Below are 12,545 nucleotides of genomic sequence, written 5' to 3' on the forward strand. Positions count from 1 at the left end.
GAGGCGGCCCAACTGCCGCCCGGCTAAGGCTAGGACTCATTCGCTCCGCTCATAGCAATTGGTCTTTCCGACAATCATGATATTGGGTTCCGGCGACCTGCGCACAGCTACCAGGAAGATGATCCCCGTCTTCGGATTCTGCGCCAACGTCACACTTAGATTCTCGTCGCGAATATCTAGGCTATCCATAATCTTGTCATAGCCTAGATTTCGGAGCGCGCTAAGCATCAAGCCAGCCGAGTTGCCTGCTGAATGCGCGCTCGGTGATCCTGCGAGATCTCCTTGAGCCCGGAAGAAGCGCTGAACTTGGCCTTTCAGGCACCCCAATTCGCCATCCTGGTCCGCGCGTTCGGTTACGGTTACCGTTCCTGCGGCGGTCAACTCCCGGGACGCCACCAACTTCTCACCGTCGGCAACGAGCTGTGCCGCCGCCGCCTTCAGCGAGGGTCTCTCGGGCTCTGCCGAACAGGCTGACATGACGGCGAGACACGCAAGCAACGCAGCAACAGACACACAACGGCCACGAAGTCGCACGCCCCGGACCCTACCGAATCCTCACCCTGTCGTATACGCGCTATGCCGATTGCGGTTTCATCCGTTGGCCGGCCGAGACTTCAGGCTTGGACAGAGTTGGTCCTCCTCCGGCCCGGCTGTGTCGGCCCACGTGCCCGGTCATACGACCACGTGGGCACACTGCCCCACAGGCCGCTCCGCCAGGCCACCAGAACGCCCCGTCGGTAGGCCCGAGAAACTCTACGGCCGCCGCAGGCGGGTGACGAACTTGTACCGGTCGCCGCGGTAGAGGGATTGGGCCCACTCGACGGGGTTGCCGTCGGCGTCGAAGGCGTGGCGGGTCAGGAGGAGCATGGGGAGGCCGACGTCGACGCCGAGGGCCTTGGCGTCGTACGGGGTGGCCAGGACGGTCTCGATGATCTCTTCGGCGTCCGTGAGCCGGACGTTGTAGGCGTTGTGCAGCGTTTCGTACAGGGACGCGTGGACCTCGAGCTCCCGCCGCAGCCGGGGGAAGCGGCGTGCGGACAGGTGGGTGGTGTCGATGGAGACCGGTTCGCCGTTGGCCAGCCGGAGGCGGTGGATGCGCAGCACGCGGCCGCCAGGGTTGATGGCCAGGCGCCTGGCCAGGGCCTCGTCGGCGGTGATGTAGCCGATCTCGAGTATCTTGGTGTCCGGTTCGAGGCCCGCCGTGCGCAGGTCGCCGATGTACGAGGTGAGCTGCAGCACCTGCGCCACCTTCGGCTGGGCCACGAACGTGCCCTTGCCCTGGATGCGCAGCAGCCGGCCCTCCACCACGAGCTCGGTCAGCGCCTGCCTGACCGTGGTGCGGGAGGTCTCGAACCGTACGGCGAGCGTGCGCTCCGGCGGCAGCGCCGTGCCCGCGGACAGGGTCTTCGTGAGCTCCAGCAGGCTGCGTTTGACGTCGTAGTACTTCGGTACGCGGGGGCTGTCGTCTGTCACGCGCTCACCTTCACTTCTGCCACGGCGGTGAGGGCGTGTCTGATCACCGCGAGATCATCGGAACTCACATCGGCCCGAGCGGTCAACAGCCGACTGTGGCGGCAGACCGGCACCGGGCGGGTACGGTTGCCGGCACGCACGGATCCGGGCAGCTCAGGCTGATTGTGAAGGATATCCACAGCGGCGTGCGCGATCACAACCGAGGCCGGTCCGTGAGCCGTGTCGCGGCGGAACCACCTGCCCGTGTCGATCACCTCCGAATCGCCCGGCTGCGGTTCGGGCAGCTCTCATGATGTGACGGTTCTCACAATATGAGATTCCCGATATGTCGAGTTGGGTGCACGATGCCGTATATGCCGTCACTGTGCGAATGAGCGGGTGTGCGGCTCCGTCATGCGGAGTCCTGCCCCCGCATCCGGGCGCGCATTCAGCCAGGGAGCCGGTTTGGTTGTTGCGGGGAAAAGCACGCATGATGCACCTGTGCCGACTCTCAGCGACCTCGTAGCCCGCCACACCGCCCTCGACGAGGCGGATCTCGACTGGCTGCACTCGCTGGTCTCCGACTGGCAACTGCTGGCGGACCTGTCGTTCGCCGATCTCATCCTGTGGGCGCCGCTGCTGGGCGAGAGCGGCTGGATCGCGATCGCGCAGATGCGCCCGACCACCGGCCCCACCGTCTACCACGACGACATCGTCGGCAGCGTCGCCGCCAAGGGCGAGCGCCACCTCATCGACACCGCCTGGAACGAGCGCCGCATCTGCCGCGAGGGCGACCCCGACTGGTCCACGGGCGTGCCGGTGCGCGAGGAGACCATCCCCGTGCGGCGGACCGTCGAGGGCGGCGAGGGGCGGTTCCTGGCGGTGATCCAGCGCTCCACGAACCTCTCCTCCGCCCGCACCCCGTCGCGGCTGGAGCTGACCTATCTCCAGAGCGCCTCCGACCTGGCGCAGATGGTGGCCGAGGGCCGGTTCCCGTTCTCGGGCGAGGAGCCGATCCTGGTGCGCTCGCCGCGCGTCGGCGACGGCCTGCTGCGGCTCGACCGGGCCGGGCGCGTCACGTACGCCTCGCCGAACGCCCTGTCCGCCTACCGGCGGCTCGGCCTGCACGCCGACCTGGTGGGGGCCGAGCTGGGCCGCGTCACCGCGACGCTCTGCTACTCCGACGAGCCGATCAACGAAGACCTCATGATCGTGGCCAGCGGGCGCGCGGCCAAGGAGACCGAGGTCGAGTCGGGCGGCACGATCGTGCAGCTCAGGGCCATCCCGCTGATCGTCGGGGGCGGCCGCATCGGCGCGCTCGTGCTCATCAGGGACGTGACCGAGCTGCGGCGCCGCGAACGCGAGCTGATGACCAAGGACGCCACGATCCGCGAGATCCACCACCGGGTGAAGAACAACCTGCAGACCGTCGCCGCGCTGCTGCGCCTGCAGGCCAGACGGCTGCAGGTGCCCGAGGGCCGGGAGGCGCTGGAGGAGGCGGTGCGCAGGGTCGGGTCGATCGCGATCGTGCACGAGACGCTGTCCCACGCGCCCGAGGAGTTCGTGGACTTCGACGAGATCGCCGACCGGGTGTTCGCGATGGCGGGGGAGGTGTCGGCCGCGGAGGTGGGGGTCACGCCGCGGCGCGTCGGCGGCTTCGGCGTGCTGCCTTCGCTCATCGCCACGCCGCTGGCCATGGCGCTGACCGAGCTGCTGCAGAACGCGATGCAGCACGGGCGGCCCAAGCGGCTGGAGGTGGTGGTCGAGCCCACGCTCGACCGGCTCAACGTCACGGTGTGGGACGACGGCCGCGGGCTTCCTGAGGGCTTCGACCTCGACAGCTCCACCAGCCTGGGGCTGCAGATCGTCCGTACGCTGGTCGAAGGGGAGCTTTCCGGCCGGCTGTCCATCGAGCCGCGGCTTGAAGGGGGTACGGAGGTCACGCTGTCGATCCCGCTCCCGGCGGCCTGATCCCGGTCCGTACGCGTCCGTCGGGGTTCGACGGGAGTACGGGGGCCCGGCGCGTCGGGTGCGGGCACGTCGAATGGCGGCGGTGCGTCGGCCGAGGTTACGGCTTGGGCGGTGGCGCGTCCGGCGGGTGGCGCGGCGGCCGGCGGCGACGCATCTGGCGGGGAGGGGTGCGGCGGCGCGGGAGCCGATCGGGGCTCGGGCGTCGCAGGGTCAGCTGAAAGTCGCGGCCAGATGAGAGGTCGCGGTCAGATGAGAAGTCGCGGCCAGATGAAGGTGGCGGTCAGATGTAAGGTGGCGGGTCAGGCGGTGAGGCGTGCGCGGTGGCGAGCGGTGCGGCGCTTGAGAGCGCGGCGCTCGTCCTCGCTGAGGCCGCCCCAGACGCCGGCGTCCTGCCCGGACTCCAGCGCCCACTTCAGGCAGGCTTCGACGGCCGAGCAGGAACGGCAGACCTGCTTGGCTTCTTCGATCTGCATGAGTGCCGGGCCGGTGTTGCCGATCGGGAAGAACAGCTCGGGGTCCACGTCACGGCAGGCAGCTCGGTGGCGCCAGTCCATGCGTCCACTCCTTAGTAGATGGAGCCTCTGGTCGGCTCCGTGCGGCTACTACTTTGTGAAGAGTTTCACTAACTCGCGCGAACAATTACCCGGACCTGTGTGGACCGGGATTGCCCGCTGACACTCGGGGAGAACCTTGGGGTTGTTAAAGGTCCTACGTTCCGACGTCAGTCTTGAGACTGTCAGCCACGCTGAGTGCACGCAAGAGGGTTGACGGGAAGTTTTGGCTGTTATGGATGTCGGATGCGTCACACAATGACCGAATGTAACCGTCTAGACCAAAACTTGTAACGCGTTCGGTGTAGACCGAAACGTTACGGTCTCGCATTCGCCCAGGTAGTCCCCGTCCAGTTGGAAGGCCACGGGCCGGTTTGCGGTGAGCGTGAACTCGGCCTCGTCATGCAGCTGTACGAGGTGCCGGCCGCCCGGAAGCGCGTCACTCTCCGTGAGAATCTGCCGGATCACCGACCCGATCGACATCGGCCCCATCCGGCGCAGCCCGAGAAGGTCGAGCCCGGTCTCGAAGCTCGCCCACGGGGTCGGGTGCACGGGCCTGCTGCCGACGTACGTCCATGGTGAGGTGTTCGAGATGATCGCCATGAACAACCCCCGGGCCGTCGGGATCCCGGGACCGGTCAGGGTCATCGGTGGATGCCGCTTGTCCGTGGCCAGATAGTGCCGTAGGGCGGTGTTCACGTACCGTGCAGGTGTTGCTTTACGGCCGGTGCCTCTGAGGCCTTCCACGGCCCGTACAACCTCGGCGTCGTAGCCCATGCCCGAGCAGAAGGTGAAGTATCGGCTCCGGCCCTCCCAAAGGGCTTGCCCCAAACCCACGGTCCTGCGCCGGCCCTCCCGGAGCGCCTCCAGCACCGCCCCCGTGGACTCCACCGGGTCGTTCGGCAGCCCCAGCGCCCGGGCGAACACGTTCGCGCTGCCGCCGGGGATGACGATCAGCGCGGGCCGGCCCTCGCTGCCGGTCGGGACGTCGTCGCCGTTGACCGGGTTGAGCAGGCCGTTCACGGCCTCGTTGATCGTCCCGTCGCCGCCGAGCACCGCCACGACGTCGTACCCCTTGGCCCGCGCGGTGGCGGCAAGCGCCGCGGCGTGCCCGCGGTAACGGGTCTCCTCCACCGTCAGCTCCACGGCCGCGCCGAGTGCGCGGATCAACACGTTACGCGTACGGGCGTTCGTGGTCGTGGCCTTGGGATTCACCAATAGCATGGTGCGCATATCGCCAGCGTATCCGCTGGACTTGTGGGCGTTATCGGCCGAACGTCCTATTTCTCGGACCGGCTTGCCCGGGAGGTAGGGTACGGGCGTGAATCGTCGTCCGGTCACCCTCGTCATCGCCGCCGCCATCGTCGCCCTGGAAGGCCTGGTGGCGGTCGGGCTCGGCATCTACGTCGGCGTGGAGACCCTGGTCAGCACCCCGGACAACCTCACCACCGCCATCGCGGAGTCGGCGTTCGGCGTGCTGATCGGAGCGGGGCTGCTCTGGGTGGCGTGGGGCGGGCTGTTCAAGATGGAGCGCTGGGGGCGGTCGCCCGGCGTCCTGACGCAGATCTTCATGGTGCCGATCTCCGTCACGCTCATCCAGTCGGGCCAGCCCCAGCTCGGGATCCCGCTGATCGTGATCGCGCTGGCGGGGTTGGCGACGCTGCTGGCGCCGCCCACCACCCACGCCCTCTACGGAGACGGCTAGTCTTCGGCGGTCAGGCCCTCGCGCAGCTGCGCGAGGGTGCGGGCCAGCAGGCGCGAGACGTGCATCTGTGAGATGCCCAGCTCTGTGGCGATCTGCGACTGCGTCATGTTGCCGAAGAAGCGCAACAGCAGGATGCGCTTCTCCCTTGGCGGCAGCCGTTCGAGCAGCGGTTTCAGCGACTCGCGGTATTCGACGCCCTCAAGCGACTCGTCCACGATGCCGAGCGAGTCGGACACCGCGGGGGCGTCGTCGTCGCCGGAGTCGGGCGCGTCGAGCGACACCGTCGAGTAGGCGTTGGCCGACTCGAGGCCCTCGAGCACCTCCTCCTCGGTCATCTTCAGGTAGGAGGCCAGCTCGGCCACGGTCGGCGCGCGGCCCTCGCGCTGCGAGAGATCGCTTATCGCCTTGGTCAGCGAGAGCTTCAGCTCCTGCAGGCGGCGCGGGACGCGGACCGCCCAGCCCTTGTCGCGGAAGTGGCGCTTGATCTCGCCGACGATCGTGGGCGTGGCGTACGTGGAGAACTCCACGCCGCGGTTGAGGTCGAACCGGTCGATCGACTTGATCAGGCCGATGGTGGCGACCTGGGTCAGGTCGTCGAGCCACTCGCCCCTGTTCCGAAAGCGGCGGGCCAGGTATTCGACCAGGGGAAGGTGAAGCTCGACCAGCTCGTCTCTGATGCGCTGGCGGCGCGGCTCCTCGGGGCCCAGCTCGGCCAGCTCGGCGAAGAGCATGCGGGCGCGCACCCGGTCGGGCACGGCGTGTTCGCTGGTGGCCATGGCTCCAGTCCTTTCCGTCACGCCGGCCTCGCTGCGCCTCGGCGCTTACGCAGGACGATAGCCATGCGATCTGGGGAGTCGGTCACCGCGTCGACGTCGTCGGCCAAGGCGGTCAGCACCATCCAGGCGAAGTCATCGCGTTTGGGCGCGGAGCTGCCGACGGTGGCCACTTCGACCCTGACCTGCATCTCATGGCCGGTCAGCTCGAACTCGGCGGTGAGGTCGGTGCCGGGCACCGCCTCGCTCAGCAGCATGGCGCACGCCTCGTCGACCGCGATCCGCAGATCCTCGATCTCGTCGAGCGTGAAGTCAAGCCGCGCCGCCAGCCCGGCGGTAGCCGTACGCAGCACAGACAGGTAGGCACTGGCGGCGGGGAGCCTGATGCTCACCACGTCGCGGATGCCGGCCACGCCCTCCGCGCGCGTCTCGGTTTCCTCGGTCACGTTCCTCCTCGCGTTTCCGACGCCAACTGCAACTTACCGCCCCGGGGAGGTGCTTGGACGATTCAGACTCGCCATCAACAGAAAAGGCTCTGTGCGACCTGCTGCCGCACAGAGCCTTATGTGCCGTTTTAGGCGGCCTTGGTCTCCCAGAAGATCTTGGAGATTTCGTCGATCTTGCCCAGCAGGTCCTCGGCCTTGGCGACGTCGACCGTGCCCTTGGCGCCGGCGGCGCCCGCGAGCTTGGTGGCGTCCCAGAAGAGCTGGTGAAGCTGAGGGTACTGCTCCAGGTGCGGAGGCTTGAAGTAGTCGGTCCACAGCACCCACAGGTGGTGCTTGACCAGCTCGGCCCGCTCCTCCTTGATGGACAGCGCGCGGGCGCGGAAGACCGCGTCCTCGTTGGCCGCGTACTTTTCCATGATCGCCTTGACCGACTCGGCCTCGATGCGGGCCTGAGCGGGGTCGTAGACCCCACAGGGCAGGTCGCAGTGTGCGGAAGCGACATGCTTGGGTCGTAGCAGTCGTGCGAGCATCAGAAAGTCCTTCCTTGATGCTGAATCAGCTTGGTCCACAACCGACCTTACTCGGGTCCGAACGCCTGCGGAGTAGGGGGTCATTGCCCATGAGAGTGCGTGTCGAAGGCGATTCGATGCGCCCCGCGCTGGTTCCCGGCGACTGGCTCCTCGTAAGGCGGGGCGCCACCGTCCACCCGGGCGATCTCGTGGTGGCGAGGCTTCCCGGCGATCCCGGCCGGCTCATCGTGAAACGGGCGCAGTGGCACGGGCGGGACGGGTGGTGGCTGGAGAGCGACAACCAGCGGGCCAGTGGCCGGCGGGACAGCTGGGACTTCGGGCCGGTCCACGACATCGTGGGACGGGTCGTGCTGCGTTACTGGCCCCTCCTGCGGCGGCGGCGTTAGGAGCCGGTGCGCCGGCGGGCGCGGAAGGCGGCGACGTTCGCGCGGCTGGCGCAGCGGGCGGAGCAGTAGCGGCGGGAGCGGTTGGACGAGGTGTCCAGGAACGCCTTCCCGCAGTGCGGCTCCTGGCACCGGCCGAGCCGGTCCGCGCCCAGCTCCGCCACGACCGCGGCCAGGCCCATGACGGCGCAGGCGGCGGAGTCGTCGGCCAGGTGGAGGTGCCAGCCCCCGCCGTCGTGGTCGGTGAGTTGGGGGCGTACGGGATAGCGCACGAGCAGGGCGTTGAGCCGCTCCGCCACGGCCCGCTCGTCGTCGGCCCCGTCGAACGCGGCGGCCAGCTCGTCCCGCAGCGGCCTCAGCTCCGGCGGCGGGTCCGGATCGTTGACCAGCCGGACGGCCCACTCGGCGTAAGAGGTGAGGTCCATGCGGGTGTATTACATCACGGGTCCCGGCGGCCATGGCCCAGGTTCCGCCGTGGGCGAGCCGCGGGCGGGCTTCGAGAAGTGCGGTCAGGCGCGGCTGAGACGGCGCTTCAGGCGCGGCGCGCGCCCCCGGGCTCCACGAGACGCCCGGGCGGGGCCGTGACGCGTGCTGGGGCCACGAGACGCCGGGGCGGGGCCGTGACGTGTGCTGAGGCCACGAGGCGCCGGGGTGGGGCTGCGACGCGTGCTGGGGCGCTGGAGCCCGGTGGGCGGGGCGCTCCCCGTACCAGGCGGGCGCCCCGCACGGGTCACTCCTCGGGGTGCAGGACGCGGTGGAGGAAGGTGCGCGTGCGTTCCTGCCGCGGGTCGCCGATCACCTGCGCCGGCTCGCCGTCCTCGACGATCACGCCGCCGTCCATGAACACCACCCGGTCGGCCACCTGCCGCGCGAACCCCATCTCGTGGGTGACCACGAGCATGGTCATGCCCTCCTCCGCCAGCTTCCGCATGACGGTGAGCACGTCCCCGACCAGCTCGGGGTCGAGCGCCGAGGTGGGCTCGTCGAACAACATCAGCTCGGGGTTCATGGCCAGCGCCCTGGCGATCGCCACCCGCTGCTGCTGGCCGCCCGACAGCTGCGCCGGGTAGGCGTCGCACTTGGCGCCGACGCCCACCTTGTCCAGGTTCTCCCTGGCGACGATCTCGGCTTCCTTCCTGCCCCGCTTCAGCACCCGCTGCTGGGCGATCATCACGTTCTGCAGCGCGGTCATGTGCGGGAACAGGTTGAACTGCTGGAAGACCATGCCGATGCGGCGGCGTACGGCGTCGATGTCCACGTCGGGGTCGGTGAGCTCGACGCCCTCCACGAACACCTTGCCCTTGGTGGGCACCTCCAGCAGGTTCACGCAGCGCAGCAGGGTGGACTTGCCGGAGCCCGACGGGCCGATGACGCAGACCACCTGGCCCGGGTCGATGGTGAAGTCGATGCCCTTGAGCACCTCGTTGGCGCCGAAGTGCTTGTGCAGGTCCCTGATCTCGACGGCGTGCGTCATCGCGCCCTCTCCGCTCGTGCCTCCAGCCGCCGCACCAGGTAGCCCAGCGGAATCGTGACGATGAGGTACGTCACGCCGGCGACCATGATGGGCGTGGCGTTGGACTGCTCGGAGGACAGGTCGTTGCCGAACTTGGCCAGCTCCACGTACTCGCCGGAGACCCCCAGGAAGAGGATCAGCGACGAGTCCTTGAGCAGCGCGATGAACTGGTTGGTGGTCGGCGGGATCACGATGCGGACCGCCTGCGGGATCACCACGGTGAACAGCGCCCTGGTCGCCGACATGCCGAGCGACCTGGCCGCCTCGGTCTGCCCCTTCGGCACGGCCTGCAGACCGGCGCGGAAGACCTCCGCCTGGTAGGCCGAGCCGACCAGGGTGAGTCCGAGGATGCCCTCGCCGTACTTGCCTCCTGGCACCTCGAACCCGGGAAGCGCGATGGGGAGGAAGAGGATCAGCAGGAAGATCAGCAGCGCGGGGAGCCCGCGGAAGATCTCGATGTAGATGCCGGCGATCCAGCGGTAGGGGCGGACCTGTGACAGCCGCATGAGCGCGAGCACGAGGCCGAACACGAAGGAGAAGAAGAAACCGCCCACCGAGTAGATGATCGTGTTCTTCAACGCGATCGTGAACAGCTCGGGGAAGGCCTTCTCCGCGATGTCGGGCCTGGCGAAGTTCTCCGCCAGGCTCGTCCAGTCCGCGTAGAGGACGAGCGCGACGACCGCGACGACCAGGACGGCGTACTGGACGCCGCGGATGACGCGTTGTCTCTTCCGAGGGCTGAGCCCGGCGTGCGCAGGCTCAGCCGTCTTCGGCTGGTCGGCCATGGATCAGCCCAGCTCGCCGGGCTTCTTGCCGAACCACTTCATGTAGATCTTCTCGTAGGTGCCGTCTTGCTTGGACTTGGCGATCTCTTCATTGATCGTCTTGAGCAGCACCGGGTCGGCGCCCTTCTTCAGGCCGAGGCCGTACTGCTCGCCGGTGTCCAGGCTGCCGATCAGCTCGAACTTCGCGGCGATCTCCGGCTTCTTCAGCCAGGTGAGCACCACGGGCAGGTCCTGGACGATCACGTCGGCCTGCCCGGCCTGCAGGGCCAGCAGTTCCTTGGCGGAGTCGGCGTACTCGGTCGGGTCGAAGCCCTGCTTCTTGACGTAGTCGAGGCCGGTGGTGCTGGCCTGGGCGCCCAGCTTGAGGTTCTTGGCCTTGACGTCGGCCAGCGACGTCGCGCCGGTGCCCTTCTTGGCGAGCAGCGCCTGGGTGGCGTCGAAGTACGGGTCGGAGAAGTCGATGTTCGCCTTGCGCTCCGGCGTGATCGTCATGCCGGCCGCGGCCAGGTCGCACTTCTTCGCCGCCATGGCGGCGCCGCTCTTGATCACCGCGAAGTCGATGTCCACGATCTCCTGGGTCACGCCCAGCTTCTTCGCGACAAGGTCGACCATGTCCACGTCGAACCCGACGATCTTGCCGCTCGCGTCCTTGAACTGGAACGGCTCGTACGGGATGTTCGTGCAGACCGTGAGCTTGCCCGGCTGCACCAGCTGGGCGCCGCCGGCGGCGGAGGCGCTCGCGCTCGTGGTGGAGCTCGTGCCGGCGCCACCGCTGTTCCCGCACGCGGTCAGCGTCAGGGCGGCGGTCAACGCGAGCGCGCCGGCGGCGTAGCCACGGCGGCCCTTGGGGCTGAGGGCCATGTACGGCCTCCTCGATCTGAAAAGCAATGAAACTTGCGTTTTGTGCAGTTTAAATGGGGTTTTGCACCGCTCCGTCATCAGACATTTAACGATGCGTCAACGGAACGGCGTCGGCACTGAGACCGACCCCATCTCAGCATGTGGCACGATAGGGAGACGGGTGACCCCCGTACCCCTCTGAGACGACTGACGAGGGGATCCTGGCAGCTACCGAAGCCAGCCCGCTCGCGCTCGTTCGCCGAAGGTTACTTCCGCTCCCGATGACTACAGGGGTCGCTGTGGCTGTCACGCCCGCTTCTGCTTCCGTCTCCGTCGAGAAGCTCGATCTCGATCCGGCCTTCGCGCTGCACCGCGGAGGAAAGCTCGAGATCCGCTCCACTGTTCCCGTCCGCGACGCGGACGACCTCTCCCTCGCCTACACGCCCGGGGTCGCCCGGGTCTGCACCGCCATCGCCGACACGCCCGAGCTGGCCAACGACTACACCTGGGTCTCCAACGTGGTCGCCGTCGTCTCCGACGGCACGGCCGTGCTCGGCCTGGGCGACATCGGCCCCTCGGCCGCCATGCCGGTCATGGAGGGCAAGGCGCTGCTGTTCAAGCAGTTCGCGAACGTCGACGCCGTCCCGATCTGCCTCGACTGCACCGACGTCGACGCCCTGGTCGAGACCGTCGTGCGCCTCGCGCCGTCGTTCGGCGGCATCAACCTCGAGGACATCAGCGCCCCGCGCTGCTTCGAGGTCGAGGACCGGCTCCGCGAGCTGCTCGACATCCCCGTCTTCCACGACGACCAGCACGGCACCGCCATCGTGGCCCTCGCCGCGCTCAAGAACGCCGCCCGCCTGACCGGGCGCTCGCTCGGCGACCTGCGCGCCGTCGTGGCCGGCGCGGGCGCGTCCGGCGTCGCGGTCTCCCGCATCCTCCTGGAGGCGGGCATCGGCGACATCGCGGTCGCCGACTCCAAGGGCATGATCTACGAGGGCCGTGAGGGTCTGAACCCCGTCAAGGAGGCCCTCGCCCGCGACACCAACCGCGCCGGCCACACCGGCTCGACGGAGGACGCGCTGGCGGGCGCCGACGTGTTCGTCGGGCTGTCCGGATCGACCGTGTCCGAGGCGGCCATCGCCTCCATGGCACCCGACGCCATCGTCTTCGCCCTGTCCAACCCCACCCCCGAGGTCCACCCCGAGGCGGCCGCCAGGCACGCCAAGATCGTGGCCACCGGCCGCTCCGACTTCCCCAACCAGATCAACAACGTGCTGGCGTTCCCCGGCGTGTTCAGGGGCGCCCTGGACGTGCGCGCGTCCGCCATCACCGAGAACATGAAGGTGGCCGCGGCCGACGCGCTGGCCGGGGTCGTCGGCGACGACCTCTCGCCGACGTACATCATCCCGAGCCCGTTCGACGAGCGCGTCGCGCCCGCCGTGACCGCCGCGGTCGCGACCCAGGCCCGCGTGGACGGCGTCGCCCGTAGCTGACCTCTTCGCACGGGGGCCTTCCGATTACTTGAGGGAGGCCCCCGTTCGCCATTAGTTGGGGTGTCCTTTGAGAACCGGCCTGAAACCTTTACTCAAGGTG

General features: G+C 68.5%; 16 protein-coding genes. 4 read left to right on the top strand and 12 right to left on the bottom strand.

Annotated elements, in window-relative coordinates; translation table 11 throughout:
• Positions 1 to 36: 36 nt before the first annotated feature.
• The 3 genes from ACIBQ1_RS21395 to ACIBQ1_RS21405 all read right to left on the bottom strand — a co-directional run bounded on the left by ACIBQ1_RS21395 (position 37) and on the right by ACIBQ1_RS21405 (position 1,727).
• Complete coding sequence (locus tag ACIBQ1_RS21395) at positions 37 to 534, bottom strand: hypothetical protein (protein WP_397279833.1); 498 nt, start codon at positions 532 to 534, stop codon at positions 37 to 39.
• Between the two features lie 219 nt (positions 535 to 753).
• On the bottom strand, positions 754 to 1,473 hold the full coding sequence (locus tag ACIBQ1_RS21400) for a GntR family transcriptional regulator (RefSeq protein ID WP_397279835.1): 720 nt from the start codon (positions 1,471 to 1,473) through the stop codon (positions 754 to 756).
• Positions 1,470 to 1,727: a hypothetical protein gene (locus tag ACIBQ1_RS21405; protein WP_397279836.1), complete on the bottom strand. Its 258-nt coding sequence runs from the start codon at positions 1,725 to 1,727 to the stop codon at positions 1,470 to 1,472. The genes ACIBQ1_RS21400 and ACIBQ1_RS21405 overlap by 4 nt, the downstream gene beginning before the upstream one ends.
• A gap of 226 nt (positions 1,728 to 1,953) precedes the next feature.
• Between ACIBQ1_RS21405 and ACIBQ1_RS21410 the strand changes: the two genes are divergently transcribed.
• Entirely contained in the window at positions 1,954 to 3,423 is a 1,470-nt protein-coding gene (locus ACIBQ1_RS21410; RefSeq protein WP_397279838.1) for a histidine kinase N-terminal domain-containing protein, read from the top strand.
• A gap of 299 nt (positions 3,424 to 3,722) precedes the next feature.
• On the opposite strand, the gene ACIBQ1_RS21415 is transcribed toward ACIBQ1_RS21410, so the two are convergent.
• Positions 3,723 to 3,977: a WhiB family transcriptional regulator gene (locus ACIBQ1_RS21415; RefSeq protein ID WP_185068358.1), complete on the bottom strand. Its 255-nt coding sequence runs from the start codon at positions 3,975 to 3,977 to the stop codon at positions 3,723 to 3,725.
• Between the two features lie 273 nt (positions 3,978 to 4,250).
• Positions 4,251 to 5,198: a diacylglycerol/lipid kinase family protein gene (locus tag ACIBQ1_RS21420; protein WP_397280343.1), complete on the bottom strand. Its 948-nt coding sequence runs from the start codon at positions 5,196 to 5,198 to the stop codon at positions 4,251 to 4,253.
• A 97-nt stretch (positions 5,199 to 5,295) separates the two neighbouring features.
• Here ACIBQ1_RS21420 and ACIBQ1_RS21425 point away from each other — a divergent pair, with 97 nt between their 5' ends.
• Complete coding sequence (locus ACIBQ1_RS21425) at positions 5,296 to 5,679, top strand: hypothetical protein (protein WP_397279840.1); 384 nt, start codon at positions 5,296 to 5,298, stop codon at positions 5,677 to 5,679.
• On the opposite strand, the gene ACIBQ1_RS21430 is transcribed toward ACIBQ1_RS21425, so the two are convergent.
• The 3 genes from ACIBQ1_RS21430 to sodN form a co-directional block, all read right to left on the bottom strand.
• Positions 5,676 to 6,455 carry an RNA polymerase sigma factor SigF gene (locus tag ACIBQ1_RS21430; protein ID WP_176573444.1) on the bottom strand — a complete coding sequence of 260 codons (780 nt, stop codon included), beginning with the start codon at positions 6,453 to 6,455 and terminating at the stop codon, positions 5,676 to 5,678. The two genes, ACIBQ1_RS21425 and ACIBQ1_RS21430, sit on opposite strands and share 4 nt — an antisense overlap.
• Before the next feature lie 17 nt (positions 6,456 to 6,472).
• Complete coding sequence (locus ACIBQ1_RS21435; protein WP_127936220.1) at positions 6,473 to 6,898, bottom strand: anti-sigma factor; 426 nt, start codon at positions 6,896 to 6,898, stop codon at positions 6,473 to 6,475.
• A gap of 128 nt (positions 6,899 to 7,026) precedes the next feature.
• Positions 7,027 to 7,428, bottom strand: a complete 402-nt coding sequence (sodN, locus tag ACIBQ1_RS21440) for a superoxide dismutase, Ni (RefSeq protein ID WP_350729297.1) — start codon at positions 7,426 to 7,428, stop codon at positions 7,027 to 7,029.
• Between the two features lie 89 nt (positions 7,429 to 7,517).
• Between sodN and ACIBQ1_RS21445 the strand changes: the two genes are divergently transcribed.
• Positions 7,518 to 7,814: a S24 family peptidase gene (locus ACIBQ1_RS21445; RefSeq protein WP_397279842.1), complete on the top strand. Its 297-nt coding sequence runs from the start codon at positions 7,518 to 7,520 to the stop codon at positions 7,812 to 7,814.
• Here ACIBQ1_RS21445 and ACIBQ1_RS21450 read toward each other — a convergent pair.
• The 4 genes from ACIBQ1_RS21450 to ACIBQ1_RS21465 all read right to left on the bottom strand — a co-directional run bounded on the left by ACIBQ1_RS21450 (position 7,811) and on the right by ACIBQ1_RS21465 (position 10,970).
• A complete protein-coding gene (locus tag ACIBQ1_RS21450; RefSeq protein ID WP_397279843.1) occupies positions 7,811 to 8,236 on the bottom strand; it encodes a CGNR zinc finger domain-containing protein in 426 nt (141 codons plus the stop codon). The two genes, ACIBQ1_RS21445 and ACIBQ1_RS21450, sit on opposite strands and share 4 nt — an antisense overlap.
• Before the next feature lie 305 nt (positions 8,237 to 8,541).
• Positions 8,542 to 9,285, bottom strand: a complete 744-nt coding sequence (locus ACIBQ1_RS21455) for an amino acid ABC transporter ATP-binding protein (protein WP_397279845.1) — start codon at positions 9,283 to 9,285, stop codon at positions 8,542 to 8,544.
• On the bottom strand, positions 9,282 to 10,109 hold the full coding sequence (locus ACIBQ1_RS21460) for an amino acid ABC transporter permease (RefSeq protein ID WP_397279846.1): 828 nt from the start codon (positions 10,107 to 10,109) through the stop codon (positions 9,282 to 9,284). Before ACIBQ1_RS21460 ends, ACIBQ1_RS21455 begins: the two co-directional genes overlap by 4 nt.
• A 3-nt stretch (positions 10,110 to 10,112) precedes the next feature.
• On the bottom strand, positions 10,113 to 10,970 hold the full coding sequence (locus ACIBQ1_RS21465; protein ID WP_397279848.1) for an ABC transporter substrate-binding protein: 858 nt from the start codon (positions 10,968 to 10,970) through the stop codon (positions 10,113 to 10,115).
• 260 nt (positions 10,971 to 11,230) lie between these two features.
• Between ACIBQ1_RS21465 and ACIBQ1_RS21470 the strand changes: the two genes are divergently transcribed.
• Entirely contained in the window at positions 11,231 to 12,445 is a 1,215-nt protein-coding gene (locus tag ACIBQ1_RS21470) for an NADP-dependent malic enzyme (RefSeq protein ID WP_397279850.1), read from the top strand.
• The last annotated feature ends 100 nt before the right edge of the window (positions 12,446 to 12,545 follow it).

The sequence above is a fragment of the Nonomuraea sp. NPDC050153 genome (genome assembly GCF_044460125.1).
Lineage (GTDB): Bacteria > Actinomycetota > Actinomycetes > Streptosporangiales > Streptosporangiaceae > Nonomuraea.